Genomic DNA, 25,037 nt, shown 5'->3' on the forward strand with positions numbered 1-25,037 from the left:
GCAGCATTCACAAGACACTTTCCTGTCCCTGTGAAATGCTGCCATTTGCCAGCAAGGAGCGCTCCATGGCCAAGGTATTCATCGACGGCGAAGCCGGCACCACCGGCTTGCAGATCCGCGAGCGGCTTGAGGCCTTGCCGCAGATCGAGTTGACGAGCATAGACCCCGCGCTGCGCAAGGACGCCTCGGCCAAGCGCGCGCTGATCGCTGGTGTCGATCTGGTGGTGCTGTGCCTGCACGACGATGCGGCGCGCGAGACCGCGGCGATGGTGGATGCGATCACGGCGGAAACCGGCAGGCGCATCCGCATCATCGATGCCTCCACCGCGCACCGCACGGCGGACGGCTGGGTGTTTGGCTTTCCGGAACTGGCGCCGGGGCAGCTGGACGCCATCCGCGCCGCCGACCGCGTGGCCAACCCCGGCTGCTACGCCACGGGCGCGATCTCGCTGCTGCGCCCGCTCGTCGATGCGGGGCTCATCCCCGACGACTACCCGCTGGTGCTGCCCTCGGTCAGCGGCTACTCGGGCGGCGGGCGCACGATGATCGAGGCGCATGAGAAGGGCGAGGCGGCAAAGTACGAGCTCTACGCCCTCAGCCTTGCGCACAAGCACCTGCCCGAGATCATGAAGTACACGGGCGTCAAGCGCCGCCCGCTCTTCGTGCCCTCGGTGGGCAACTTCCGCCAGGGCATGCTGGTGGAATTGCCGCTGCATCTGGATTTGCTCAAGGGCGCACCCAAGGCTGCAGACATTCACGATCTGCTGGCCGCCCACTACGCCAAAACCAACACCGCCGAGCAGTTCGTGCAGGTGCTGCCCGCGACCGGCGACGGCAAACTGGAGGCCGAAGCGCTCAACGACACCAACCAGCTGGAGCTGCGCGTGTTCGGCAACGACAGCTACCGCCAGGCGGTGCTGGTGGCGCGCCTGGATAACCTGGGCAAGGGCGCGAGCGGCGCGGCGGTGCAGAACCTCAAGATCATGCTGGGGCTCTGAAAATTTTGATGAAAAGCGGCTCAAACGCTTGCTGAGCAAGCGTGAACAGCTATTCATATAGAAGTCGTTCAGGCCTCCGCCGGATAGAAGAGCCTGCGCGTGGCCACCGGCGCCACCGCCCTCGCAATCGCGCTGATGTGCTCGGGCGTGGTGCCGCAGCAGCCGCCGACGATGTTCACCAGGCCTTCGGCGGCAAATTCGTGCAGCAGGCGGCTGGTGACCTCGGGCGTTTCGTCGAAGCCCGTCTCGCTCATCGGGTTGGGCAGGCCGGCGTTGGGGTAGCAGCTGATGAAGGTATCGGGCGCCACCTTGGCCAGTTCCTGGATGTAGGGGCGCATCAGCGCCGCGCCCAGCGCGCAGTTCAGGCCGACGGCGAGCGGATTGGCGTGGCGCACGCTGTACCAGAAGGCGGTCACGGTCTGGCCCGAGAGGATGCGGCCCGAGGCATCGGTCACCGTGCCGCTGATGATGAGCGGCAGGCATTCGCCGGTTTCGTCAAACACCTCTTGAATCGCGAACAGCGCCGCCTTGGCGTTGAGGGTGTCGAAAATCGTCTCGACCATCAGCACGTCGGCGCCGCCCTCGATCAGGCCGCTGGCCTGCTCATGGTAGGACTTGCGCAGGTCTTCGAACGTGATGTTGCGCGCGCCGGGGTCGTTCACGTCGGGGCTGATGCTGGCGGTCTTGGGCGTGGGGCCGAGCGCGCCGACGACGAAGCGGGGTTTGTCGGGCGTGGAGAACTTGTCACACGCCGCACGCGCGAGGCGCGCCGCCACCACGTTCATCTCGCGCGCCAGCTCCTGCATGTCGTAATCGGCCTGCGCCACGGTGGTGGCGCCGAAGGTGTCGGTCTCGATCAGGTCGGCGCCGGCGGCCAGGTAGCCCTCATGGATGTCGGTGATGAACTGCGGCTGGGTGAGCACCAGCAGTTCGTTGTTGCCCTTCACATCCTTGTGGAAGTCCTGGAAGCGCTCGCCGCGAAACTGCGCCTCGGTGAGTTTGAGGCGCTGCACCATGGTGCCCATGGCGCCGTCGAGGATGGCGATGCGGTTTTCAAGAATCTCGGGCAGTTGCTGCGCGCGGGTGTAATGCGGAAGGGTCATGGGGCGATTGTAGGAAGGCGCGTGCCGGACAATAGAGCTTCTGTTTTTTTGATCAAATTCCGCTTTTATGCTTGTCAGGCAAGCGTAGACAGCTATCTTTAACGAAGTTTCCTTGTCTTCCCCCCTCTCCATCCTGCGCCAGGTTTTCGGCTACGACAGCTTTCGTGGCCCGCAAGCCGCCATCATTGACCATGTCACCGGCGGGGGCGATGCACTCGTGCTCATGCCCACGGGCGGCGGCAAATCGCTGTGCTACCAGATTCCCGCGATTGCACGCCAGCAGGCGGGCCTGGGCGTCACCCTCGTGGTCTCGCCGCTGATCGCACTCATGCACGACCAGGTGGGCGCGCTGCGCGAGGCGGGCGTGGCCGCGGCCTTCCTCAATTCCACGCTCGACTGGCCGCAGACGCTGGACGTGGAGCGGCGCATGGCCGAGGGCGAAACCACGCTGCTGTACGCCGCGCCCGAGCGCGTGGTGAGCGAGCGCTTTCTGGGCCTGCTCGACGGCCTGTACGCACAGGGACAACTCGCGCTGGTGGCGATTGACGAGGCGCACTGCGTCAGCCAATGGGGCCACGACTTTCGCCCCGAGTACCGCCAGCTGGCGCTGCTGGCACAGCGCTATCCGGGCGTGCCGCGCATCGCGCTCACCGCCACCGCCGACGCGCTCACGCGCGCCGACATCCTCGAAGGGCTGCAGCTGCCCTCGGCGCAGGTCTTCATCAGCAGCTTCGACCGCCCCAACATCCGCTACCACGTGGAAGAGAAGAAGGAGCCGCTGGCCCAGCTGCTGCGCTTCATCACGCAGGAACATGCGGGCGAAGCCGGCATCGTCTATTGCCAGTCGCGCAAACGCGTGGAGGAAATGGCGCAAGCGCTCGCGCAGGCAGGCATTGCCGCGCTGCCCTACCACGCAGGCATGCCGGCCGACACGCGCCAGGCGCACCAGGACCGGTTTCTGCGCGAGGACGGCATCGTGATGGTCGCCACCATCGCCTTCGGCATGGGCATAGACAAGCCGGATGTGCGCTTCGTCGCGCATGTGGACATGCCGCGCAACATCGAAGGCTATTACCAGGAGACCGGACGCGCCGGGCGCGACGGCCTGCCCGCCGATGCCTGGATGATCTACGGCCTGCAGGACGTGGTGAACCAGCGGCGCATGATCGACGAGGGCGACGCGGCCGAGGCGTTCAAATCCATCCTGCGCGGCAAGCTCGATGCGCTGCTGGCGCTCGCCGAGGCCACCGACTGCCGCCGCCAGCGGCTGCTGGCCTACTTCGGCGAGGCGTCCGAGCCCTGCGGCAACTGCGACAACTGCCTGCAGCCACCCGCCGTCTGGGACGGCACGGACGCCGCGCGCAAGCTCCTTTCCACCATCTACCGCGTGCATGAAATGAGCGGCCTGACCTTCGGCACCGGGCACCTCATGGACATCGTGCGCGGCAACGCGACGGACAAGGTGCGCCAGTTCGGGCACGAGCGCCTGTCCACCTTCGGCCTGGGCGCCGATTACAACGAGCACCAGCTGCGCGCCGTGCTGCGCCAGCTGCTGGCGACGCAGGCGGTGGGCGTGCAGCGCGTGCTGCAGGGCGATGGCCGCGCCTTCGATACGCTGTCGCTGGGCGCCAGCGCCCGCCCCTTGCTGCGCGGCGAAGTGCCTGTGCTGCTGCGCCAGGCCAGCGCACCGGCGCGCCGCGCGCGCAAGCCCCGGCGCCATGCGCCCGCCGCCGCGGCCGCCGAACTGGATGCCGGCGCTCAGGTGCGCTTCATCAACCTCAAGGCCTGGCGCGCCGAAGTGGCGCGGGAGCACGGCGTGCCGGCCTATGTCGTCTTTCTGGATACCACGCTGGCTGCGATCGCCGAGCGCAACCCGGCGACACTGGCCGATCTCGCAGGCATCCCCGGCATGGGCGCCAAGCGGCTTGAGGCCTATGGTGCGCTGGTCCTGCAGGTTTGCCAGGAAAGGATTTAGGCGGATTTTTAGTCCGACTTGTTGCAAATTGCACCACTGCCGCGCAAAAAACGCTTGCATCGCCGCCGAAATTCAAGAACAGTACCGTATTGGTGGGCGTACGCCCGTCAAGTAGGTTACGGTGATCCGTCAGTTTTCGCGCATAGGGCTTCTTAGGTGATTCACTTTTGGCGGTTTCGGGACTCCGTGGTTCCATTTTTTTGTTAATTAGGGAGTCCCATTTCATGGGCAACAAACTGTACGTCGGCAACCTGCCGTACCAAGTGCGCGATGAAGATCTGCAGCAGGCCTTCGGGCAATTCGGCACGGTCACCAGCGCCAAGGTCATGATGGAGCGCGACACCGGCCGCTCCAAGGGTTTCGGCTTTGTCGAAATGGGCAGCGATGCCGAAGCACAGCAAGCCATCAACGGCATGAACGGTCAGCCCCTGGGCGGACGCAGCCTGGTCGTCAACGAAGCGCGCCCGATGGAGCCACGCCCCCCGCGCTCCGGCGGCGGCGGCTTTGGTGGGGGCCGCAGCGGTGGCGGCGGCTATGGTGGCGGCGGCCGCGGTGAGGGCGGCGGCGGTTTCCGCAGCCCCTACGGCGGCGGTGGCCGCAGCGGTGGTGGCGGTCGCGGCGGCTACGACGGCGGCGGCCGCGGTGGCTACGACGGCGGCAACGGCGGATACTGATCCCCCGGCAAACCCATGAAAAAGCTCCTTCGGGAGCTTTTTTATTGCCTGCGTCGAGGCCTGGCCTTATTTCAATTCCATATCATTCGAGTACGCGAAGGCGAAGCGAAGACAGTGCTGTAGCACGGCGAGCGGAGCCGACAAAGTAATCGATTGATTTGGAAATGGAATTACTCGCCTTCCCGGCGTTTGCGCGGACGCCCCGCCATCAGGCGGTCGAACACCGCATCGGGCAGCAGCGGCAGCAGGCGCGCCACGATCGCCATCCGCCAGGGAATCACGCAATAGCTCGCGCGGCCGGCAATGGCACGCTCGGCCCGCCGCGCAAACGCCTCGGCCGACAGCAGGAAGGGCATGGGGTAGCGGTTGCGCGCGGTGAGCGGCGTCGCCACGAAACCAGGGCAGAGCGTGAGCACGCTGACTCCGCTGCCACGCAATTCGCTGCGCACGCTCTCGCAGTAACTGATGACGGCGGCCTTGCTCGCGCAGTACGCGCCGTGGCCGGGCAGCCCGCGCACGCCGGCAACGCTGGCAACCCCGACCAGCCGGCCGCTGCCACGTGCCACCATCGGGGCTATGAAAGGCTGGAACGTCGCCGCCAGCCCAATGACGTTGGTGGCCAGCGTGCGCTGCAGCACCGCGAGATCCTGCGCATCGCCCGGCGCAATGCCCACGCTGATGCCTGCATTGGCCAGCACCACGTCCGGCAGGCCCTGGCGCTCAAGACAGGCGCTGGCAGCAGCGGCGATTTGCGCGGCATCACTGACGTCAGCTCCATAAATTTCATAGCTGTCAGCACTTATGTTTTCTGCGTCAAGCCATGTTTTGACCATATCCGCGCGCCGGGCAAGCAGCGCCACGCGCCAGCCTGCGCGCAGATAGCGGCGGGCCAGCGCCTGGCCTATGCCGCTGGAGGCGCCGGTGATGAAGACGAGCGGCGCGGCCATCAGCGCCGGCTGCGTGCCGGCTGCACCAGGCCACGCACATTGCCCGTCATGGTCACAAGCCCTGCCTTGTTGTCGTAATCCAGCGTGTCGGCGGTGACCCGGTCATTTCCCTGGGTGAGCACCACGGGCTGATCCGACTGCACGCGCTCGCTGTTGACCCAGGCGCGCAGGTACTGCCCCTGCAGACGCAGCACGGGCGGCGCAGGCTGGCCCGCAGTCGTCGGCGTGACGCGCTGCACCACCGCATCCCCCAGCAGCTGCACTTCGGAGCCGTCGGCATTGGTGATGGCGCGCCTGGCCGTGGCCGTCATCACGCGGCCCTGCGCATCGGTCGAACGGATGTCGGCCTGTTCGATTTCCAGCGTGTCGGTATCCGGGAAATGCTGTGCCAGCCGCCCGCGCACCTCGCTCTGCAGGCGACCATTGGCGTCGAACGACTTGACCGAAAAGTCCCGCATGAAGTAGTCCGGTTCGTGCGCCACCACTGCCGGCGGCTGGGGCGCCTGCAGCTGCGGCGCGTTGCGCACCAGCCACCAGGTGCCCAGGGCCAGCAGCCCCATCAGCGCCACTGGCAGGTAGAGCGTGACGCGCTCCCAGGTGCGCCTCCAGGTGCGTTGCCAGGCACGCACGCTCATGAGGCACGCGCCAGCAGCTGCGCATACCGGCCCGAGGCGACCAGCAGCAGATCGCACAGTTCGCGCACCGCGCCGTGCCCGCCCGCGGCCTGCGTCACATGGTGGGCCACGGCGCGCACCTCGGCATGGGCCTGCGCCGGCGCACAGGCCAGGCGCGCGCGGCGCAGCAGCGGCAGATCGGGCCAATCGTCGCCCATGACGGCCAGCTCAGGGAAGGTCAAACCCAGCTCGGCCAGCAGTGCCTGCGCCGCCGGGAGCTTGTCTTGCGCGCCCAGCCGCGAGCGCTGCACGCCCAGCGCCGCCAGGCGCAGGCGCAGGGCGGGCGAATCGCGTCCGCTCACCACCATGACCTGCAGACCCGCCTGCTGCAGCAGCTTGAGGCCATGGCCATCGAGCGAATCAAAGCGCTTGAGCACCTCGCCTTCGGCGGAAAAATACAGCCCGCCGTCCGTCAGCACGCCATCCACGTCCAGCACCACGGCGCGCACGCCCTGGGCCTGCAGCAGCAGTTCCGGCGCAAAGCGCAGCGCCGGCGGCAGCGGGGGCAGCAGGTCCGTCATCAGATCACCTTGGCGCGCATCAGGTCGCCGATATGCACGATGCCGGTCAGCATCCCGGCACCATCGGTCACGAGCACGCTGGTGATGCGGTGCTGCTCCATCAGCTGCGCGGCATCGGCGGCCAACGCCTCTTCGCCCATGGTGCGCGGGCCGGGGTGCATCAGCTCGCCGGCCGTCATCGTCAGCACATCAGCGCCCGCTTCGATGCGGCGGCGCAGATCGCCATCGGTGAAGATGCCTTGCAGCCGCCCCGCGGCGTCCACCACCGCGGCCGCGCCCACGCCCTTGGCGCTCATTTCGCGCATCAGCGCGCTGAAACCGGCGCCCGGCTGCACGCGCGGCACATCGGCGCCGCTGCGCATCACATCGCGCACCAGCGTGAGCAGGCGCCGGCCCAGCGCGCCGCCCGGGTGCGAGCGGGCAAAGTCCTCGGGGCGAAAGCCGCGCGCGTCCAGCAGCGCCACGGCCAGTGCATCGCCCATGGCGATCTGCGCCGTGGTGCTGGCGGTGGGCGCGAGGTTGAGCGGGCAGGCTTCGCGCTCCACGCTGCAATCGAGTACCAGATCGGCATGGGCGGCCAGCGTGGATTCCGCGCCACCGGTGAGTGCGACGATGGGCACGCCCAGGCGCCTGAGCACCGGCAGCAACGCGGTGATTTCGTGGCTCTCGCCGCTGTTGGACAGCGCCAGCACCAGATCCTCCTGCGTGACCATGCCCAGATCGCCGTGGCTGGCCTCGGCCGGGTGCACGAAGAACGCAGGCGTGCCGGTGGAGGCCAGCGTGGCGGCGATCTTGCGCCCCACATGCCCGCTTTTGCCCATGCCCATGACGACCACCCGCCCGCGCGTGGCAAGAATGCGGTGAACGGCCTGCGTGAAGGCAGCGCCCAGCCGCTCGCCCATGCGGCCCAGCGCAGCCGCCTCGATGTGGCAGGCCTCGCGCCCCAGGCGCAGGATGCGGTCGTCGTCGGTGCGCAGCGCGCCTTGTGGAGAAGACATGGGCAAATTCTATCGGCGCAGGTGCGAAACCCGGGCACAACCTGGACAACTGGCCCTACCATCGTGCGATGTCGTCGCTGGCGCTGACCCTGCTGTACCTGCTGGCCGCCGTGCTGGGCGTGGTGGCCTGCCGGCTGCTGCGCCTGCCGCCGATGATGGGCTACCTCGCCGCCGGCATCCTGATCGGGCCGCACGCGCTGGCGCTGGCGCTCAACTCCGAGGGCGTACGCCATCTGGGCGAGTTCGGCGTGGTGTTCCTGATGTTCACCATCGGCCTGGAATTCAGCCTGCCCAAGCTGCGGGCCATGCGCCAGCTGGTCTTCGGCCTGGGGCTGATGCAGGTGCTGGGCAGCGTGCTGGCGTTCATGGCCGGGCTGCTGCTGCTTTCAAACGGGCTGGGCGGCGTCTGGGAAATGGGCTGGCAGACGGCGCTTGCGCTGGCCGGCACGCTGACGATGAGCAGCACGGCCATCGTGGTGAAACTGCTGGCCGAGCGCGCCGAGGTGGACACCGAGCACGGCCGGCGGGTCATGGGCATCCTGCTGTTCCAGGATCTTGCCGTGGTGCCCATGCTGGTGCTGATTCCTGCGCTCGGCTCCTCGCCCGAGCAGCTGCTGACGGCGCTGGCGCTGGCGCTGGTCAAGGCCGTGGTGCTGGTGACCGTGCTGCTCATGGGCGGACAGCGCGTGATGCGCTGGTGGCTCACGCTGGTGGCGCGGCGCAAGAGCGAGGAGCTGTTCATGCTCAACCTGCTGCTGGTCACGCTGGGCCTGGCCTGGCTCACCGAACTGGCCGGGCTGTCGCTGGCGCTGGGCGCCTTCATCGCCGGCGTGCTGGTCTCCGAGACGCCCTACCACCACCAGGTGGGCGCGGACATCCGGCCATTTCACGACGTGCTGCTGGGCCTGTTCTTCATCACCGTGGGGATGATGCTGGACTGGCACATCCTCGTCGAACACTGGGCGCTGGTGGGCCTGCTGCTGCTGGTGCCGCTGGCGCTGAAGGCGGCGATCATCTTCGGCCTGGCGCATGCGCGCGGCGCCTCGGCCGGGGTGGCGCTGCGCACCGGGCTGTACGCGGCGCAGGCCGGTGAATTCGGCTTCGTGCTGCTGGCGCTGATGCAGACGCACCAATTGATCGAGCCGCGCCTCATGAACCCGGTGCTGGCGGCCATGGTGCTGTCGATGCTGGCCACGCCCTTCCTGATCCAGTACAGCCCGCAGATCGTCGGCCGGCTGGTGGCCAGCGACTGGATGCAGCAATCGCTGCAGGTGACGCAGATCGCACGCCGGGCGATCAACACCGCGGGCCACATCGTGATCTGCGGCTACGGCCGCTGCGGCCAGAACCTGGCGCGGCTGCTGGAGCTGGAGGGCATCGCCTACCTGGCGCTCGATCTGGACCCGGACCGCGTGCGCCAGGCCGCCGCCGCCGGCAATTCGGTGGTGTTCGGCGACGCCACGCGCATGCAGGCGCTGCGCGCGGCGGGCCTCTCGCGCGCGGCGGCGGTGGTGGTGACGACGCACGAGGTGCCGGTGGCGCTGAAGGTGCTGGGCCACCTGCGCAGCGAGGCGCCGCAGGTGCCGGTGATCGTGCGCACGCAGGACGACACGCACCTGGAGCAACTGCGCGCCGCCGGCGCCGCCGAGGTGGTGCCCGAAGCCATCGAAGGCTCGCTGGTGCTGGCCGGCCATGCGCTGGCGCTCGTCGGCGTGCCGCTGCGCCGCGTGGTGCGCCTGCTGCAGGAGCAACGCAATGCCCGCTACGGGCTGTTGCGCAACTATTTCCACGGGCTGGACGAAACGCCGACCGAACGCGACCAGGAGCGGCTGGCCTCCATCACCCTGCCCGAGGGCGCCGCCGCGCTGGGCCAGAGCCCGGCCGCACTGAGCCTCGCTCCCATGGGCGTGCAGCTCGTCGCGGTGCGCCACGCCAATGGCAGAACCAGCGGACCGGAGGATGACCAGCCGCTGTCCGGCGGCGATACCCTGGTGCTCAGCGGCCATCCGACGGCACTGCAGCTGGCCGAGGAAAGCCTGCTGCGCGGGTAGGATGCCGGCATCGCTCCGATTTCCAGCCTCTCCATGCCCACACCCAGCACCACCGACTACCTGCGCTCGCACATCCGCACCGTGCCCGACTGGCCCGCGCCGGGCGTGCAGTTTCGCGACATCACGCCGCTGCTGCAGGACCCGCGGGTGTTCCGCGTGCTGATCGACACCTTCGTGCACCGCTACATGGAAAAACGCATGCGCCCCGACGTGGTCGCCGGGCTGGATGCGCGCGGCTTCATCATCGGCTCGGTACTGGCCTACGAGCTGGGTCTCGGGTTCGTGCCGATCCGCAAGAAGGGCAAGCTGCCGTTCACCACGGTGCAGGAAACCTACGAGCTGGAATACGGCAGCGCCACCGTGGAGCTGCACGCCGACGCGGTCCAGCGCGGTGACCGCGTGCTGCTGGTGGACGACCTCATCGCCACCGGCGGCACCATGATGGCCGGCAAGAAGCTGCTGGAAAAACTGGGCGCGACGGTCGCCGAAGGCGTGGCGATCGTCGATCTGCCGGAGCTGGGTGGTTCAGACCGCCTGCGCGCCGCCGGACTGCCACTCTTCACGCTGGTGGATTTCAGCGGGCACTGAGCAGGGGCAGATTCAGCGCAGCGCGCCGTACTGCGTCACCCCCAGGCGCGGGGCCTGGCCGTCATCGTCGACGATCATGGTGTCGGCAAAGCCGTTGTTGTCCGACGCATCCTGCGTGGGCGCTGCCGGGCGGCGCTGCGGCGGCGCGGCAGACCTGGGCGCCGCGGCCTTCTGCAGTGCCTGCTGGAAGGCCTCCACCTCGTCGGGCGCGATGGGTTCGAAATCCGATTTCGCCTGCGGCGCAGGCGCTACGACGGGCGGGGTCGCCACCCGAGGCTGCGCCGGCGCGGCAGCCGGTTTCGCAGCCGGGACGGCTGGCGCCACGGCAGCGGCCGGTTTTTCGGCGCCCCCCAGCGCAGGGCTCACCCGCCAGTACACCGCCGCCACCTCGACGTGAAAGCGCGTGCGCGCGGTCTGGGTGAGCAGTGCTTCCATCTCCGCCTGGCGCGCGGTATCGGCGCCGTAATTGGGCGCAATGTCGATCATCACCAGGAACTGGCGCCCATCGGCATCCAGCGACAGCACCTTGAACTTGTAGCCCGAGGACAGCACCCCCGAACGCACCATGGCATCGCGCACCGCCAGGTAGAGGTGCTCGCGCCGCTGCGTCCGCTCTCCCTTGGCGGACTCGGTGGCCGCAGCCTGCGCCGCGGACCCGGCAGCGGCTCCGGCAGGCTTGGATTTGGGAGGAAAAAGCCAACTCAGCAGCGACATGCTTCACTCCGGTGATACCAATGGTTGCATTGCAGTTTAACGCGCAAAACCTCCGGCGCAGGCGCTCACTTCCTCAGGTGGCCGCCACCCGCATGCGCCGGTTGGCCAGCCGCTTGGCCAGCACCGCACCGACCGTCATCGCCAAGGCCAGCGCGGCGGCCGGCTGCCGGTTGGACAGCTCCGCAAAGCGCAGCGGCGTGAGACCCCAGAGCCGGCAGGCGCCGTTGGCCTGGACCGTGGCGCTGCGCGTGCGGTGCGAAAAAAACGCACCCTCGCCGACCACCGAGCCACTGCCGACGACGGCCAGGCGCACGCGCTGCCTGGCGTCCTGGTAGTGCACGCTGAGCGAGCCGCTTTCCACCAGATACAGCGAACGGTCGCTGCTGCCCTGGTCGAACAGGATCTGGCTGGCCACCAGGTCCAGCGGCTGCAGGTAGGGCGCGATGATGGCCCACTGCTGCGCGCCGAGCGCCGTGCCCAGCGCGTCGTCTTCCGGCGACTGGCGGATCGCCGCCACCAGGCCGTCCAGACTGCTGGACGCGGAGCTGGGGTAGTGCGCGGTCGCCATCCGAACAACTTACCCTGCAAGCCGGGGATATGCAAGCGCACCAGCGTGCCGCTTACACCTGGAAGCATGTCCGTCGCATGGCCGCGACGGCGTCACTTGCCGATGCAGAACTGCGAAAAGATGGTGCCCAGCAGGTCGTCGGCCGTGAATTCCCCGGTGATCGCACCCAGCGCCCCCTGCGCCAGGCGCAGTTCCTCGGCCAGCAGATCGAGCGCGGGTTCGGGCGCATCGAGCCGGGCCAGCGCCTGCGCCAGGTGCTCCTGCACACCCCGGAGCGCCTGCAGGTGCCGTTCGCGTGCCATGTAAACGCCTTCGGGCAGGGCTTCCCAGCCCACGGTGCGCAGCAGCCTCTGGCGCAGCGCCGCCAGCCCCTCCCCGGTCTGCGCCGAGAGCGTAAGCGCCTGCGCGCCATGCGCGCCGGGCGGCATGGCGTCGGGGGCGGCATCGCTCTTGTTCCAGACATCCAGGTGCGGCACGGCCGGGGCCAGCCGCTGGATCAGCGCAGCGGCAATCTGCGCATCTGCCGCCAGGTAGGCGGCATCGCTGCCGCGGGTCAGGTCATGCAGAAAAAGCACGGCGTCCGCCCGCGCAATTTGTTCCCAGGCACGCTCTATGCCGATGCGCTCCACCGCATCCGCGCTCTCGCGCAGGCCGGCGGTGTCGATCACGTGCAGCGGCACGCCCTCGATCTGTATGGTCTGGCGCACGGTGTCGCGCGTGGTGCCGGCCATCGGCGTGACGATGGCCAGCTCCGCCCCCGCCAGGGCATTGAGCAGCGAGCTCTTGCCCACATTGGGCTGGCCGGCAATGACCACCGCGATGCCCTCGCGCAGCAGCGCGCCCTGGCGCGCATGGCCGAGCACGGCCGCCACCCGATTCTGCAAATTCGATAGCTGCCCGCGCGCGTCTGCCTTGCGCAGGAAGTCGATTTCTTCCTCGGGAAAATCCAGCGTCGCCTCGACCAGCATGCGCAGGTGCACGAGCGCATCGCGCAGACCGTGCACCTCGCCCGAGAACGCACCCGAGAGCGAGCGGGCCGCGCTGCGCGCCGCGCCTTCGGTGCTGGCGTCGATCAGGTCGGCCACCGCCTCGGCCTGCGCCAGGTCCATCTTGTCGTTGAGAAAGGCGCGCTCGGTGAACTCGCCCGCCTCGGCCAGACGCAGCCGCGGCAGCGCCGCGCGCGCCACCTCCATGCAGCGCGCCAGCAGCAGTTGCAGCACCACCGGCCCGCCATGCGCCTGCAGCTCCAGCACGTCCTCGCCGGTGTAGCTGTGCGGCGCTGGAAACCACAGCGCCAGGCCGCGGTCGATCGCGTCGCCCGCCGCATCGGGAAAGGGCAGGTAATGCGCCTCGCGCGGCCGCAGTTCGCGCCCCAGCAGCGCCCGCGCAAAGGGCGCAAGGTCCTGCCCGGAAACGCGCACGATGCCGACCGCGCCGCGCCCCGGCGCGGTGGCGATGGCCGCGATCGGATCATCGTGGCGCGCGAGCTGGCTCACGGCAGGCGCCTCCAGCGCAGTGCCGACCCGACGTAAATCAGAGCACCCAGCACCAGCGCCGATGCCGCGAACATCAGCCCCAGCGTGAACCCGCGCTGCTGCCCGTGCACCGCCAGCAGCCAGGCGGTGATCGGCGGGCCGATGATCTGGCCCAGGCCGTAGAGCACGGTAATCAGGCTCATAAAGCTGTCCGCCGCCTCCGGCCAGAGCCGGCGCGCCACCTGCATGGCATAGGAAACGATGGCCAGAAAAGGCAGCCCCAGCAGCAGGCTGCCCATGGCGAAGCCCGCCACCGTCGGCAACAGCAGGCCCACGATGATGCCGGCCGCCTGCACCCCATAGCAGGCGACGAGCAGCCAGCGCCGGTCCCAGCGCTCCGGCGAGCGCGTGCTGAGCACCACGCCAACGGTGGCGCCCACGCCGAAAATCGGCCAGAACAGATCCGGCCAGGGCGATCCGGGCTCAAGCGCCATGCGTGCGATCACCGGCAAAAAGGTGGCGGTGACGATATAGCCCAGCCCCGCCAGACCGTAGCCCAGCGCATGCAGCGCACGCGCCAGCACCGTCGCCGCGGCCTGCGCGGGCGGCGCCTTCGCGCCCGCCGGCCGTGCGGCGCCCGCCGGGCTGGCCAGGCCGCGCATCACCGGCCAGACGGGCAGGTACCACAGCAGAGCAAGCACGCCAAACACCGCCCAGCCGGTGGCCGCCCGCCATTGGACCGCCACCATGGCGCTCGCCGCCAGGCCGCTGAACACGATCCCCAGGCCCGCCCCGGCAAAGATCAGCCCACCCATGAAGGCGCGCCCCTGCAACGCCAGACGCACCATGCACCAGGCCGTCACATTGAGCAGAACAAAGGCGCTCGCCACGCCCGCCAGAAAGCGCAGCGTCGGCCACAGGGCGGGAACGGGCAGCGCCATCGCCAGCGTCAGCAGCACCGTGGCGGCAAGCCCCGCATGGGCAAACGGCGCCGGCCCCCAGCGCCGGTACAGCCCCGGCAGCAGCCACGGCACGGCGGTGCAGGCCAGGGCGCCCACCAGATAGCCGATGTAGTTGGCGGTTGCCAGCCAGCTGCCCTGCGCGATGGTGACCACCCCGTCGTGCAGCATCATCGGCAGCAGCGGCGTGAACGCAAAGCGCCCGACGCCCATGGCCACGGCCAGTGCCAGCAGCCCGGCCAGCGCGATGGCCCAGGGGCGCTCAAACCAGGGCGAAGCGGCAGGGGTGGCGGCAGGAACGGGCATGGGGCAATGGCCGGCGCAGCGTCGCAATGCCGCAGCGCCGTAAGATGAAGGCGGAAATCATCGCACACGGCAGCGTTCCTGCCCCGGACCCCATGACGCAACCCTCCACGCTGCTGCAGCACCTTGGCCTGCAGCACCCCATCATCCAGGCCCCCATGACCGGCTCGGACACGCCGCAGCTGGCCGCCAGCGTCTCGCAGGCAGGCGGGCTCGGGTCCCTCGGCTGCGGCGCGCGCTCGCCGGCGGCCATGCGCGAAGCCGCCGCCGCCGTGCGCGCCGCGACCGGCAAGCCGTTCGCCATGAACCTCTTCGTGTTGCGGACACCCGCACCGGACGCTTCCATGGTGGAAGCTGCACTCGCGCGCCTGGCGCCGCTTTACGCCCGATTTGACCTGCCGCTTGAGCCCCCGAAAAAATGGTGCGAAGACTTCGATGCGCAGTTCGACACCCTGCTGGAACTGCGTCCCGCCGTGGCCAGTTTCACCTTCGGCATCCTGAGCGGCGAACAGATCGGGCGCCTGCATCGCGCGGGCTGCCTGGTGCAGGGCACCGCGACAACGGTGGAAGAGGCCCTGGCCTGGCAGAACGCGGGCGCCGATGCCGTGGTGGCCAGCGGCATCGAGGGCGGCGGGCACCGCGGCACCTTTCTGAGCCGCTGGGAAGAAAGCCACATCGGCACCATGGCGCTGGTGCCCGCCTGCGTGGATGCGCTCTCCATCCCCGTGATCGCCGCCGGCGGCATCATGGATGGGCGCGGCATCGCCGCAGCGCTGGCGCTGGGCGCGCAGGCGGTGCAGATGGGCACGGCCTTTCTTGCCTGCCCGGAATCGGCCATCGCCCCGGCATGGCGCGCGGCGCTGGCCAACGCCCGGGGCAGCGACACGCGCCTGACCCGCGCTTTCTCGGGCCGCTGGGCGCGCGGCATCGGAAACACCACGATGCGCGCGCTCGATCCGCTGGCAGCGCAGCTGCCCGCCTACCCGATCCAGAACGCGCTGATGGGGCCGGTGCGCCGCGCCGCCGCGAAGGCAGGCGATGCGGACGGCATGGCCTTGTGGGCGGGGCAGGGGGTGGGGGCGGCGCGGGCGCTGCCGGCAGCCGATCTGGTGCGCCGGCTGGCGGCGGAGCTGGCCCGAATCAAGCCATGGCCGGTGCGCTGACACCGGCGGCCCGGCGCTGCTGCAGGGCCGTCATGACCATGGTCACCATGAGCAGGTAGAACAGGTTGCCGCTGTTGTGCGCGAAAAAGACCTGGGTCAGGCCAAAGCCGGTATACAGCACCGGAATCGCCAGGCCGGCCAGGCGCAGCGCAAAGACCCCCTGATCGTCTGCCTCCTGCCTCCGGGCCTCCGAATCCAGACGCCTGGGCCAGAACACCAGCAAGGGCACCAGGTAGAAAAACAGCAGCGCGGCCACGCCGACCAAGCCCCGCTTGGCAAACATGTCCAGCACCTCGTTGTGCGCGTGGTCAAACTGCAGCACGGTGGGATCGATCTCGCCCGCCTGCACCCGCCGGGTCTTCTCGGCGGTGTACTGCCCGCGCCAACCCAGCCAGGGCCGGTCCCGGCCCATCTCCAGCGCCAGCCGCCAGTGCTCCAGGCGCTGGCCGGATGAGGTATTGATGGTCGCCGGGACGCCTTCGCGGTAGGCATCGCCCTCCTGGACCGCTTCGGTCCAGCGCTGCGCCACTTCGGGCCCCTGGTACCAGCCGATCAGCAGACCCATGAGACTCAGCGCCGCCAGCGCATGCCACATCCGGCGGTGGTTGTGCCCACGCGCCAGCAGCCAGAGCCACAGTGGCAGTGACAGCACCCCGGCCAGCCAGCCGCCGCGCGACAGCGACAGCACCGAACCGAGGATGCCCAGGCAGGCACCGGCCGCCAGCAGCAGCCGGGTCTGGCGCTTGCCGCCCGCACTCCCCACCGCCAGCCAGAGAGCGCACATGCAGCCCAGCAGCATGCTCAGATCGCCGAACTGGATGGCATTCATGAAGCCGTCCACGCGCGGGCTGCGTTCCACCAGGTTCTGGAACAAGGCCACGGATCCGCCTCCGATGGCGCCTGCCGCCACGCCCAGCCGCAGCACGCCTGCCCGTGCAGGGCAGAGGCACAGTTGCAGAAAACAAGGCAGAACCAGCAGGTACTTGGCTGGACGATCGGCGCTCGCCCAGCCCCGGACCGCATTGATGTCCATGGCCCAGACCAGCCCCATGCAGAGCACGCAGGCGATCCACCAGCGCATCTCCCGCGACGGCCGGCACCGGCTCCATGCACCGATGTTCAGCAGACTCGCCAGGAACAGCAGCGCCGCGCCGACCGAGTAGCCCGACGGAAACAGCAGAGCCACCGCCGGCACCAGGAACACGCCTGCGGTCGTCAGCCGCGCAGCCCAGCGCTCGCGGCCCTGGCTCAACGCGCCACCTCCGCCGTTAAGTCATCGCGGTCGTAGTACAGCGCGGCGTAGCGGAAGAACGCCTCCAGCGCGAGAAACCAGCAGTAGAGAAAGCCGGCGCCGCCGCACAGAAAGCCGCCGCGCCACAGATACATGCGCGCAAACATCCAGCTGCCCGCCGCCAGGCCGCGCAGCACGCCGCCCCGGGCGCTGCCGCCGGCCCGCTTGGCGGCGCCCAGCAGCGCGTACTGCGTCAGCTTCTCCAGCGAGATGCGCACCGTCGGGCGCGCTTCATGCAGCAGGCGTTCGCGCATCAGGCGGCGCGGCACCTCGGTCTCGCGCAGCACCGCCTGCTCGTGCACCACGCCAACGTATTCCCGCAGCTGGTCGCGCCGGAACAGGCGCTCGACCCGCGTATCGGCGCGAAAGCGCCGCAGCTCGCGCCCAAACGCCACCAGGCGCCAGCGGATGCTGTACACCGCGCGCGCGCCGCCGGCCACGATCGCCTGCAGCTCCGCGGCGAATGCGGGCGTCATGGTTTCATCGGCGTCCAGGAAAAAAAGGTAATCGCCACTCGCGTGCGCGATGAGCCGGTTGCGCTGCACCGCAAAACCTTGCCAATCGGGGTAGGCGTGGACTTCAGCACCCAGCGAGCGCGCGATGTCCACCGTGGCATCCGTGCTGCCGCCATCGACCACCAGCAGCTGATCGGCAAACGCCGCGCTGCGCAGGCAGCGGGCGATGCAGCGTGCCTCATTCAGAGCCAGGACGGCGACCGTGAGCGTCGGCATGGAAGTTCCAGAAGGCAGCAGCCGGAGCGTGCTCCCGCGCAGGGCCTGCCCGTGCCGCCGGCGTCCGGCCGGGGCACGAGCCGCCGCTCAATGCCCGCCCTTGACCACCTCGCCCTCTTTCAGGCGATAGACCGTGCTGCAGTAGGGGCAGCGGGCCTCATGCTGGCGGGCGATTTCGAGGAACACGCGCGGGTGGCCGTTCCAGAGCTTCATGTCCGCCTTGGCGCTGGGGCAGTAGATGCCGCCATTGCCATCCAGGTCCTTGGCGAGCAGTTCGACAACGGTTTGCGCCATGCTTCAGACCTTGGTGAGCCAGTGGGCGTACTGGGGGTTGCGGCCGCCCACGATGTCAAAGAAGGCGGTCTGGATGCGTTCCGTCACCGGCCCGCGCGAACCGCCGCCGATCTGCAGCCGGTCGTACTCGCGGATCGGGGTGATCTCGGCGGCGGTGCCGCTGAAGAACATTTCATCGGCGATGTAGCACTCGTCGCGCGTGATGCGCTTCTGCACCACCTCGATGCCCAGATCCTTGCAGACCTGCAGCACCGTCTTGCGCGTGATGCCGTTGAGCGCGCCGGCGGACAGGTCGGGCGTGTAGACCACGCCATCCTTGACGATGTAGACGTTCTCGCCCGAGCCCTCGCTCACGAAGCCGGCGCTATCGAGCAGCACCGCCTCGTCGTAGCCATCGTCGGTGGCTTCCATGTTGGCCAGGATGGAGTTGGTGTAGTTGCTCACCGTCTTGGCCTGCGTCATCGTGATGTTGACGTGGTGGCGGGTATAGCTGCTGGTTTTCACGCGGATGCCGCGCTGCATGCCCTCTTCGCCCAGGTAGGCGCCCCAGGCCCAGGCCGCGACCATCACGTGGATGGTGTTGCCCTTGGGCGATACGCCCAATTTCTTGTCGCCGATCCAGACCAGCGGGCGCACATAGCAGGAGGCGAGCTGGTTGGCCCTGACGACGGCGCGCTGCGCCTCGTTGACCTCGTCCATGCTGAACGGGATATTCATGCGCAGGATCTTGGCGCTGTTGAACAGCCGCTGGGTGTGGTCCTGCAGGCGGAAGATCGCCGTGCCGCCCTGGGCGTCGTAGGCGCGCACGCCCTCGAACGCGCCGCAGCCGTAGTGCAGCGTGTGCGTGAGCACGTGGATCTTGGCGTCGCGCCACTCGACCATCTGGCCATCCATCCAGATTTTGCCGTCACGATCGGCCAACGAAGGAATAGTGGAACTCATCGCCATCCTCTGAAAATCAAACCAGAACAACCGGTCATTTTACGATTCGGCCGCGCCCTGGCGCAGCAACTGCCAGCGCACCAGGCGGCCGTCCTCGAATTCGCAGCGCACCTGCGCGTCCGAAGCGTCGCGCCAGGCATAGGTTTCGGTGCTTGCGCCCTCCGCGCCCAGGCGCTCGCCGAGCGACCGGGTCAGCGCCACGACGTGCAGCAGATTCACCCCCGGCGCCAGACGGGCATTGAGCATCACGGCGCTTGCCACGCTGCCGACGGGGCGATCCGCCGCCCGGCGCATCACCTGCATCAGCCGCGTGAAATGCAGCAGCAGCCAGAGCAGCGCCGCCCCCACGCCCGCCAGCAGCCCCGGCCAGCCCCAGGCCAGCCAGCACAGCACCAGCAGCGCGGCCAAGGCCAGCGGCGGGACAAAGCTGCGCAGCCGCATATCCCGGCCTACGCCAGCCCCCGCACCGCATCCATCGCCTGCTCCACCCGCTCGACCGCATGGATGGTGAGCCCGGCAATCGGTTTCTTCGGTGCATTGGCCTTGGGCACCACGGCCACGGTGAAGCCCAGCTTGGCCGCTTCCTTCAGCCGCTCCTGCCCGCGCGGCGCGGGCCGCACCTCGCCCGCCAGGCCCACCTCGCCAAACGCGATGAAGCCCTTGGGCAGCGGCTTGGCGCGCAGGCTGCTGGTAATCGCCAGCAGCACGGCCAGATCGGCCGCTGGTTCGCTGATGCGCACGCCGCCCACGGCGTTGACGAACACGTCCTGGTCCGCGCAGGCCACGCCCGCATGCCGGTGCAGCACGGCCAGCAGCATCGCCAGGCGATCGCGGTCCAGCCCCACCGAGAGGCGCCGCGGGCTCACGCCGCCGCCATCGACCAGCGCCTGGATTTCCACCAGCAGCGGGCGCGTGCCCTCCAGCGTGACCAGCACGCAGGAGCCCGGCACCGGCTCGCTGTGCTGGCTCAGGAAAATCGCGCTGGGGTTGGTCACGCCCTTGAGGCCCTGCTCGGTCATCGCGAACACGCCGATTTCGTTCACCGCGCCAAAGCGGTTCTTGATCGCGCGCACCAGGCGAAAGCTCGAATGCGTATCGCCCTCGAAATACAGCACGGTATCGACCATGTGTTCGAGCACGCGCGGGCCGGCGATCGCGCCCTCCTTGGTCACATGGCCGACGAAGACGATGGCGATGCCGCTGGCCTTGGCCAGGCGCGTGAGGTGCGCCGCGCACTCGCGCACCTGCGCCACGCTGCCGGGAGCGCTGGCGAGCTGGTCGGAATAAATGGTCTGGATGGAATCGATCACGCAGACCGCCGGCTGCACCGCATCGACGGTGGCCAGAATCTTTTCGAGCTGGATTTCGGCCAGCACCTGCACCTGGCTGGCCGCGAGACCCAGGCGGCGCGCGCGCAGCGCCACCTGCGCGCCACTTTCCTCGCCCGTCACGTACAGCACCGGCAGGCCCAGGTGCTGCAAGGCATCGAGCGCCTGCAAGAGCAGCGTGGATTTGCCTATGCCCGGGTCGCCGCCGATCAGCACCACGCCGCCCTCGACGATGCCGCCGCCCAGCACGCGGTCGAGCTCCGCCAGCCCCGTGGCGGTGCGCGCCACCTCGGAGGCCTCGATGGCTGAGAGCGGCACCACCTGCTGCGCCGGCGCCAGGCCCGCGTACTGCGCGCCGCTGAGGCGGTTCTTGCCTGCGCCGGGGGTTTCGGCCACGGTTTCGACCAGCGTGTTCCAGGCGCCGCAGCCCGGGCATTTGCCCAGCCAGCGCGGGCTGCTCGCGCCGCATTCGCTGCAGGTGTAGAGGGTCTTGTCCTTGGCCATTTCTATATCAAATCGGGCTTTTGCGCATGCTGGGCAAGCGGTAACAGCTATCTTTATGGATTTATTCTTGCACCACCACGGGCACGCGCTGCGCCAGCGCGCAGAGCTGCTCATAGCCTATGGTGCCAGCGGCGGCGGCGACTTCCTCCACCGGCAAAACCGTTCCGTTGGCCGCGCGCCCCCAGAGCGTCACCTCGCTGCCCAGGCCCGCCTGCGGCAGATGCGTGAGATCGACGGCCAGCATGTCCATGCTGACCCGCCCCAGCGTGCGGGTGCGCTGGCCAGCCACCAGCACCGGCGTGTCCGTGCCGCCGTGGCGCGGGTAGCCGTCGGCATAGCCGCAGGCGACGGTGCCCACGGTCATCGCACTGTCGGCGGTGAAGGTGGAGCCATAGCCCACGCTGTCGCCGGCCTGCAGGTGCTGCACGGCTATCACCCGCGCGGTGAGCGTCATCGCGGGCTGCAGGCCCCAGTGGGAGACACCGTTTTCGGGGTAATCGGGCGCGCTGCCGTACAGCAGGATGCCGGGGCGCACCCAGTCGCCGCGCACCCGGGCATCCGCACAGTGGCGCAGCAGCGCGGCGCTGTTGGCCAGGCTGCGCTCGCCTGGCAGATCGCGCGTGGCGGCCTCAAACACCTGCACCTGGTGGGCGATGCCGCGCGGGCCGTCGGCATCCGAGAAATGCGTCATCAGGGCGATTTCATCGACTTGCGGCAGCGCGTTCAGCCGCGCCCAGGCGGCGCGGTAGCGCGCGGGCGGGAAACCGAGGCGGTTCATGCCCGAGTTCATCAGCAGGAACACATGGTGCGGCGTTTGCGTCTTGTGCTGGCTGAGCCAGTCGATCTGCGCATCGGTATGCACCGCATGCCAGAGCCCAAGGCGCGAGCAGGTTTCCAGATCGCGCGGCTCGAACACGCCCTCCAGCAGCAGGATGGGCCCGCGCCAGCCCAGCTGGCGCAGCCGCTCGGCCTCGGCCAGGTCGAGCAGCGCAAAGCCGTCGGCGCCGCGAAAGGCCTCGAACACCCGTTCCATGCCGTGGCCGTAGGCATTGGCCTTGACCACCGCCCAGACGCGCGCGCCCTGCGCCCTTTCGCGGGCAAGGTCAAGGTTGTGGCGCAGCGCGCCCTGGTGGATGGTGGCAAGAATGGGGCGGGGCATGCGGGCGCATTCTCCCATCCGCTTGCACCCGCCAGCGCGCAGGCTGCGTGATATAACCCCGCGCGTCGCTCTTCGGAGTATCCAGGCCCATCCACAGCGCCCGCCAGCGAGGCGCCCTTCCAGCTCCCGATGAAGCGCGGTTTCTACACCATCATGTCAGCGCAGTTTTTCAGCTCGCTGGCAGACAACGCCTTGTTCGTGGTGGCCGTGGAACTGCTGCGCACCAATGGCGCGGCGCCCTGGCAGGCGGCGGCACTGGTGCCGATGTTCGCGCTGTTCTACGTCGTGCTCGCGCCCTGGGTCGGCGCGTTCGCCGATTCCCTGCCCAAGGGCCGGGTGATGTTCATCAGCAATGCGATCAAGGCGCTGGGCTGCCTGCTGATGCTCGCCGGTTCGCACCCGCTGCTGGCCTATGGCGTGGTGGGCCTGGGCGCGGCGGCGTATTCGCCGGCCAAGTACGGCATCCTCACCGAGCTGCTGCCCGCGTCGCTGCTGGTCAAGGCCAATGGCTGGATCGAGGGGCTGACGATCGCCTCCATCATCCTCGGGGTGGTGCTGGGCGGGCAGCTGGTGGCGCCGCATGTCTCCGAGCTGCTGCTGGCCGGGCACTGGCCGGGCGTCGAGCTGCCGGCCGAAGGCGCGATCTTCGCGCTGATCCCGGTGTATCTGCTGGCCGCCTGGTTCAACCTGCACATCCCGCTCACGCGCACCCGGCGCCGGCCCATGCCGCGCAACCCGCTGGCGCTGCTGCCGGATTTTCGCGATTGCAACCGCAAGCTCTGGCACGACAAGCTCGGTCAGATTTCGCTCGCTTCGACCACGCTGTTCTGGGGCGTCTCGGGCAATCTGCGCTACGTGGTGCTGGCCTGGGCCGCGGCGGCGCTGGGCTACGGCACCACCCAGGCCTCGGCGCTGGTGGGTGTGGTGGCGCTGGGCACCGCCAGCGGCGCGGTGTTCGCCTCGATGCGCATCCGGCTCGACCGCGCGCCGCGCGTGATCCCCTGGGGCATCGCCATGGGCGCGCTGGTGATGGCGATGAACCTGATCGACAGCATCTGGATCGCCGTGCCCTTCCTGATCTTCATGGGTGCGCTCGGCGGCTTTCTCGTCGTGCCGATGAATGCGCTGCTGCAGCACCGCGGCCACCACCTGATGGGTGCGGGCCGCTCGATCGCGGTGCAGAACTTCAACGAGCAGCTGGCCATCCTGCTCATGGGCGCGGGCTACAGCGCCTGCGCCAAGTGGGGGCTGTCGGCCTTTGGCGCGGTCACCGCGTTCGGCGCCATCGTGGTCGTCGTGATGTGGTTGATCGGCCGCTGGTATGCGCACAACCTGCGCCACCACCGCGAGGAGATGTCGCGCCTCAAGGTCATCGCCCGCCGCGATCGTTGAATTTATTTTGATAGCTTTCAGCGCTTGATGCATAAGCGCAAAACCCTGTTTTGAATTCGAATCTTCTGCCCGCGCTCGCACTGCTGTGCAATGCGCTGATCTGGGGCCTTTCCTGGTGGCCGCTGCGCCTGATGTTCGATGCCGGCCTGCACCCGCTGTGGGCCACGGCGCTGATGTTCGCGCTCATCGCCACGGCCATGCTGCTGCTGCGCCCGGCGGCGCGCCGGCGCCTGCTGCGCACGCCGGGGCTGTGGCTGCTGATGCTCACCGCCGGCATGACCAATGTCGCCTTCAACTGGGCGATCACGATCGGCGACGTGGTGCGCGTGGTGCTGCTGTTTTATCTGATGCCCGCCTGGGCGGTGCTGCTGGCGTGGCGCTTTCTGGGCGAGCGGCCCAGTGGCTGGGCGCTGGCGCGGCTGCTGCTGGCGTTTGCCGGGGTGGCGCTGGTGCTCTGGCCGGCCGAGGGCGGCATGCAGCATCTGGCGACGGATTTTTCTCTGGCCGATGCGCTGGCGGTGCTGGGCGGCTTCATGTTCGCCGCCAACAACGTGCTGCTGCTGCGCCTGCGCAGCGAGCCGACGCAGGCGCGCGTGCTGGCGATGTTCGCCGGCGGCGCGCTGGCGGGGCTGGCGGTGGCAGGCGCCAGCCACGCGCTGGGCCTGGTGCCGGCGCTGCCGGCGCCGGGCGCCGCCTGGCTGGTGCCGGTGCTGGCCTGGGCAGCGGTGCTGGTGCTGGCCAACTGGGCGCTGCAGTTCGGCGCCACCCGCCTGCCGGCGGGCACCACCTCGCTGGTGATGCTTTCGGAAATCCTGTTTGCCACCGCGTCGTCGGTGCTCGCCGGCGCTGCCAGCCCCGCCGCGGCCACCTGGGCGGGCGGCGCGCTCATCGTGCTGGCGGCGCTGCTGGCGGCGCTGCAGCGGCGCGAATAGGCCGGGGGTGCGCGGCCTTGCCGCGCTATGGCCAGCGACAGGCCGCTCCGGCCCCAGGTCAGGCGGCTGCCTGCGCGGCGCCGGCCTGCAACTGCCGCGCCCGTGCCAGCGCCCGCTGCACCTCGGACACCGCCAGCCCGTACATCGCGGCGAAGGTGGACAGATCGGCGGTGCCCGCTTCGAACGCGCGCAGCAGGGCTTCGGCGCGGGCATCCTGTGCGGCCGCGTCGGCCAGGGCGGCATCGAGCTGCGCATTGGCCGCTTCGTCGCGACCGCGCACCCGCTCGGCATAGGCCTGGCGGCCCAGGCCCGAGGCCTGCCAGGCGCGCACGATGCGCTGGCGCAGCTGGGCGGACAGATCCTCCTGCGTGCGCTGCTGGCGGCGGCGGAACACCTGCAGCAAGGCGTGGTGCACATGCTCGGGCGCCACCGGCTCCACCGCCTTGCCCTGCAGGTCGTGGCGCGGCTGGCCGCTGGCCACCGCCGCCAGGTAGCGCGTGCTGCGCGCGTGCCAGGCCAGCGCCTGCTTGAGCTCGGCCTGGTCCAGCGCGTGCGCGGCCATCAGGTCTTCGAAGATGCCGCGCTTGAGCGGCAGCAGATGCGCGCCGAAGAGGCGCGGGTACCACTGCGCCAGCTGATCCAGCAGCGGCGGATGCGCGGGCGCGGGGCGCGCCTTGCGCGCGGCAGCGGGTTCGGGAGTGGGTGGGGTGTGCACGGCAGTCATGGGATGCGGAATTTTCCGGCCAAGTGTAC

General features: G+C 69.2%; 25 protein-coding genes. 8 read left to right on the plus strand and 17 right to left on the minus strand.

Going from position 1 to position 25,037, the window contains the following annotated elements:
• Nucleotides 1–65: 65 nt before the first annotated feature.
• Nucleotides 66–998, plus strand: coding sequence for an N-acetyl-gamma-glutamyl-phosphate reductase (argC, locus tag K320_RS0107770; protein WP_024538268.1), 933 nt, complete (start codon nt 66–68; stop codon nt 996–998).
• A gap of 68 nt (nt 999–1,066) precedes the next feature.
• Here argC and K320_RS0107775 read toward each other — a convergent pair whose 3' ends face one another.
• Entirely contained in the window at nt 1,067–2,101 is a 1,035-nt protein-coding gene (locus tag K320_RS0107775) for a homocysteine S-methyltransferase family protein (RefSeq protein ID WP_024538269.1), read from the minus strand.
• 112 nt (nt 2,102–2,213) lie between these two features.
• Here K320_RS0107775 and recQ point away from each other — a divergent pair, with 112 nt between their 5' ends.
• Both recQ and K320_RS0107785 read left to right on the plus strand, forming a co-directional pair.
• The gene (recQ, locus tag K320_RS0107780; RefSeq protein WP_024538270.1) at nt 2,214–4,076 is read left to right on the plus strand and encodes a DNA helicase RecQ; all 1,863 of its coding nucleotides are present in this window, start codon (nt 2,214–2,216) and stop codon (nt 4,074–4,076) included.
• A gap of 224 nt (nt 4,077–4,300) precedes the next feature.
• Entirely contained in the window at nt 4,301–4,750 is a 450-nt protein-coding gene (locus K320_RS0107785) for an RNA recognition motif domain-containing protein (protein ID WP_024538271.1), read from the plus strand.
• 170 nt (nt 4,751–4,920) lie between these two features.
• Here the strand turns inward: K320_RS0107785 and K320_RS0107790 are convergent, their stop codons facing one another.
• Genes K320_RS0107790 through K320_RS0107805 form a run of 4 tightly spaced genes read right to left on the minus strand, consistent with a single transcriptional unit; the run spans nt 4,921 to nt 7,890 of the window.
• Entirely contained in the window at nt 4,921–5,697 is a 777-nt protein-coding gene (locus tag K320_RS0107790; protein ID WP_024538272.1) for an SDR family oxidoreductase, read from the minus strand.
• A complete protein-coding gene (lptC, locus tag K320_RS0107795) occupies nt 5,697–6,332 on the minus strand; it encodes an LPS export ABC transporter periplasmic protein LptC (protein ID WP_024538273.1) in 636 nt (211 codons plus the stop codon). Before lptC ends, K320_RS0107790 begins: the two co-directional genes overlap by 1 nt.
• Nucleotides 6,329–6,892 carry a KdsC family phosphatase gene (locus K320_RS0107800; protein WP_024538274.1) on the minus strand — a complete coding sequence of 188 codons (564 nt, stop codon included), beginning with the start codon at nt 6,890–6,892 and terminating at the stop codon, nt 6,329–6,331. Before K320_RS0107800 ends, lptC begins: the two co-directional genes overlap by 4 nt.
• On the minus strand, nt 6,892–7,890 hold the full coding sequence (locus K320_RS0107805; RefSeq protein ID WP_024538275.1) for a KpsF/GutQ family sugar-phosphate isomerase: 999 nt from the start codon (nt 7,888–7,890) through the stop codon (nt 6,892–6,894). Before K320_RS0107805 ends, K320_RS0107800 begins: the two co-directional genes overlap by 1 nt.
• A gap of 68 nt (nt 7,891–7,958) precedes the next feature.
• On the opposite strand from K320_RS0107805, the gene K320_RS0107810 reads away from it, so the two are divergent.
• On the plus strand, nt 7,959–9,941 hold the full coding sequence (locus tag K320_RS0107810) for a cation:proton antiporter domain-containing protein (RefSeq protein ID WP_024538276.1): 1,983 nt from the start codon (nt 7,959–7,961) through the stop codon (nt 9,939–9,941).
• 33 nt (nt 9,942–9,974) lie between these two features.
• Complete coding sequence (locus K320_RS0107815) at nt 9,975–10,529, plus strand: adenine phosphoribosyltransferase (RefSeq protein WP_024538277.1); 555 nt, start codon at nt 9,975–9,977, stop codon at nt 10,527–10,529.
• Between the two features lie 12 nt (nt 10,530–10,541).
• On the opposite strand, the gene K320_RS0107820 is transcribed toward K320_RS0107815, so the two are convergent.
• From K320_RS0107820 to K320_RS0107835, 4 genes are all read right to left on the minus strand, one after another.
• On the minus strand, nt 10,542–11,243 hold the full coding sequence (locus K320_RS0107820; RefSeq protein WP_024538278.1) for a hypothetical protein: 702 nt from the start codon (nt 11,241–11,243) through the stop codon (nt 10,542–10,544).
• A gap of 73 nt (nt 11,244–11,316) precedes the next feature.
• Nucleotides 11,317–11,811, minus strand: a complete 495-nt coding sequence (locus K320_RS0107825) for a Crp/Fnr family transcriptional regulator (protein ID WP_024538279.1) — start codon at nt 11,809–11,811, stop codon at nt 11,317–11,319.
• 92 nt (nt 11,812–11,903) lie between these two features.
• On the minus strand, nt 11,904–13,307 hold the full coding sequence (gene mnmE / locus K320_RS0107830) for a tRNA uridine-5-carboxymethylaminomethyl(34) synthesis GTPase MnmE (RefSeq protein ID WP_024538280.1): 1,404 nt from the start codon (nt 13,305–13,307) through the stop codon (nt 11,904–11,906).
• Nucleotides 13,304–14,551, minus strand: a complete 1,248-nt coding sequence (locus K320_RS0107835) for a YbfB/YjiJ family MFS transporter (protein ID WP_024538281.1) — start codon at nt 14,549–14,551, stop codon at nt 13,304–13,306. Before K320_RS0107835 ends, mnmE begins: the two co-directional genes overlap by 4 nt.
• Nucleotides 14,552–14,643: 92 nt before the next feature.
• Here K320_RS0107835 and K320_RS0107840 point away from each other — a divergent pair, with 92 nt between their 5' ends.
• Nucleotides 14,644–15,711, plus strand: coding sequence for an NAD(P)H-dependent flavin oxidoreductase (locus K320_RS0107840; protein WP_024538282.1), 1,068 nt, complete (start codon nt 14,644–14,646; stop codon nt 15,709–15,711).
• Here K320_RS0107840 and K320_RS0107845 read toward each other — a convergent pair.
• The 7 genes from K320_RS0107845 to alr form a co-directional block, all read right to left on the minus strand.
• A complete protein-coding gene (locus K320_RS0107845; protein WP_024538283.1) occupies nt 15,689–16,963 on the minus strand; it encodes an O-antigen ligase family protein in 1,275 nt (424 codons plus the stop codon). The genes K320_RS0107840 and K320_RS0107845 overlap by 23 nt on opposite strands.
• Nucleotides 16,960–17,733 (minus strand): glycosyltransferase family 2 protein, encoded by a 774-nt coding sequence (locus tag K320_RS0107850; RefSeq protein WP_029695931.1) that lies wholly within the window; start codon nt 17,731–17,733, stop codon nt 16,960–16,962. Before K320_RS0107850 ends, K320_RS0107845 begins: the two co-directional genes overlap by 4 nt.
• Before the next feature lie 87 nt (nt 17,734–17,820).
• Nucleotides 17,821–18,027 (minus strand): zinc-finger domain-containing protein, encoded by a 207-nt coding sequence (locus K320_RS0107855; protein ID WP_024538285.1) that lies wholly within the window; start codon nt 18,025–18,027, stop codon nt 17,821–17,823.
• Between the two features lie 3 nt (nt 18,028–18,030).
• Nucleotides 18,031–18,969, minus strand: a complete 939-nt coding sequence (locus K320_RS0107860; protein ID WP_024538286.1) for a branched-chain amino acid transaminase — start codon at nt 18,967–18,969, stop codon at nt 18,031–18,033.
• A gap of 39 nt (nt 18,970–19,008) precedes the next feature.
• Nucleotides 19,009–19,410 carry a hypothetical protein gene (locus tag K320_RS0107865; RefSeq protein WP_024538287.1) on the minus strand — a complete coding sequence of 134 codons (402 nt, stop codon included), beginning with the start codon at nt 19,408–19,410 and terminating at the stop codon, nt 19,009–19,011.
• 8 nt (nt 19,411–19,418) lie between these two features.
• The gene (gene radA / locus K320_RS0107870) at nt 19,419–20,801 is read right to left on the minus strand and encodes a DNA repair protein RadA (protein ID WP_024538288.1); all 1,383 of its coding nucleotides are present in this window, start codon (nt 20,799–20,801) and stop codon (nt 19,419–19,421) included.
• 61 nt (nt 20,802–20,862) lie between these two features.
• Entirely contained in the window at nt 20,863–21,960 is a 1,098-nt protein-coding gene (gene alr / locus K320_RS0107875; RefSeq protein ID WP_024538289.1) for an alanine racemase, read from the minus strand.
• A 129-nt stretch (nt 21,961–22,089) separates the two neighbouring features.
• On the opposite strand from alr, the gene lplT reads away from it, so the two are divergent.
• Together lplT and K320_RS0107885 are read left to right on the plus strand one after the other, a co-directional pair.
• Nucleotides 22,090–23,352, plus strand: coding sequence for a lysophospholipid transporter LplT (gene lplT, locus K320_RS0107880; protein WP_024538290.1), 1,263 nt, complete (start codon nt 22,090–22,092; stop codon nt 23,350–23,352).
• A 50-nt stretch (nt 23,353–23,402) separates the two neighbouring features.
• The gene (locus K320_RS0107885) at nt 23,403–24,284 is read left to right on the plus strand and encodes a DMT family transporter (RefSeq protein ID WP_024538291.1); all 882 of its coding nucleotides are present in this window, start codon (nt 23,403–23,405) and stop codon (nt 24,282–24,284) included.
• A 58-nt stretch (nt 24,285–24,342) separates the two neighbouring features.
• Here K320_RS0107885 and K320_RS0107890 read toward each other — a convergent pair whose 3' ends face one another.
• Entirely contained in the window at nt 24,343–24,999 is a 657-nt protein-coding gene (locus tag K320_RS0107890) for a ProQ/FinO family protein (RefSeq protein ID WP_245593846.1), read from the minus strand.
• Nucleotides 25,000–25,037: the final 38 nt, after the last annotated feature.

It is taken from the genome of Comamonas badia DSM 17552, from assembly GCF_000484635.1.
GTDB lineage: Bacteria > Pseudomonadota > Gammaproteobacteria > Burkholderiales > Burkholderiaceae_C > Comamonas_C > Comamonas_C badia.

What these genes read in the sequence shown, in the direction of transcription:
- K320_RS0107855 (WP_024538285.1), bottom strand. Translation starts at nt 18,027, where the DNA reads ATGGCGCAAACCGTTGTCGAACTGCTCGCCAAGGACCTGGATGGCAAT.
- K320_RS0107850 (WP_029695931.1), bottom strand. Translation starts at nt 17,733, where the DNA reads ATGCCGACGCTCACGGTCGCCGTCCTGGCTCTGAATGAGGCACGCTGC.
- K320_RS0107790 (WP_024538272.1), bottom strand. Translation starts at nt 5,697, where the DNA reads ATGGCCGCGCCGCTCGTCTTCATCACCGGCGCCTCCAGCGGCATAGGC.
- K320_RS0107820 (WP_024538278.1), bottom strand. Translation starts at nt 11,243, where the DNA reads ATGTCGCTGCTGAGTTGGCTTTTTCCTCCCAAATCCAAGCCTGCCGGA.
- K320_RS0107835 (WP_024538281.1), bottom strand. Translation starts at nt 14,551, where the DNA reads ATGCCCGTTCCTGCCGCCACCCCTGCCGCTTCGCCCTGGTTTGAGCGC.
- K320_RS0107825 (WP_024538279.1), bottom strand. Translation starts at nt 11,811, where the DNA reads ATGGCGACCGCGCACTACCCCAGCTCCGCGTCCAGCAGTCTGGACGGC.
- K320_RS0107810 (WP_024538276.1), top strand. Translation starts at nt 7,959, where the DNA reads ATGTCGTCGCTGGCGCTGACCCTGCTGTACCTGCTGGCCGCCGTGCTG.
- K320_RS0107865 (WP_024538287.1), bottom strand. Translation starts at nt 19,410, where the DNA reads ATGCGGCTGCGCAGCTTTGTCCCGCCGCTGGCCTTGGCCGCGCTGCTG.
- K320_RS0107775 (WP_024538269.1), bottom strand. Translation starts at nt 2,101, where the DNA reads ATGACCCTTCCGCATTACACCCGCGCGCAGCAACTGCCCGAGATTCTT.
- K320_RS0107800 (WP_024538274.1), bottom strand. Translation starts at nt 6,892, where the DNA reads ATGACGGACCTGCTGCCCCCGCTGCCGCCGGCGCTGCGCTTTGCGCCG.
- K320_RS0107840 (WP_024538282.1), top strand. Translation starts at nt 14,644, where the DNA reads ATGACGCAACCCTCCACGCTGCTGCAGCACCTTGGCCTGCAGCACCCC.
- lplT (WP_024538290.1), top strand. Translation starts at nt 22,090, where the DNA reads ATGAAGCGCGGTTTCTACACCATCATGTCAGCGCAGTTTTTCAGCTCG.
- K320_RS0107860 (WP_024538286.1), bottom strand. Translation starts at nt 18,969, where the DNA reads ATGAGTTCCACTATTCCTTCGTTGGCCGATCGTGACGGCAAAATCTGG.
- lptC (WP_024538273.1), bottom strand. Translation starts at nt 6,332, where the DNA reads ATGAGCGTGCGTGCCTGGCAACGCACCTGGAGGCGCACCTGGGAGCGC.
- alr (WP_024538289.1), bottom strand. Translation starts at nt 21,960, where the DNA reads ATGCCCCGCCCCATTCTTGCCACCATCCACCAGGGCGCGCTGCGCCAC.
- K320_RS0107805 (WP_024538275.1), bottom strand. Translation starts at nt 7,890, where the DNA reads ATGTCTTCTCCACAAGGCGCGCTGCGCACCGACGACGACCGCATCCTG.
- radA (WP_024538288.1), bottom strand. Translation starts at nt 20,801, where the DNA reads ATGGCCAAGGACAAGACCCTCTACACCTGCAGCGAATGCGGCGCGAGC.
- argC (WP_024538268.1), top strand. Translation starts at nt 66, where the DNA reads ATGGCCAAGGTATTCATCGACGGCGAAGCCGGCACCACCGGCTTGCAG.
- K320_RS0107785 (WP_024538271.1), top strand. Translation starts at nt 4,301, where the DNA reads ATGGGCAACAAACTGTACGTCGGCAACCTGCCGTACCAAGTGCGCGAT.
- K320_RS0107815 (WP_024538277.1), top strand. Translation starts at nt 9,975, where the DNA reads ATGCCCACACCCAGCACCACCGACTACCTGCGCTCGCACATCCGCACC.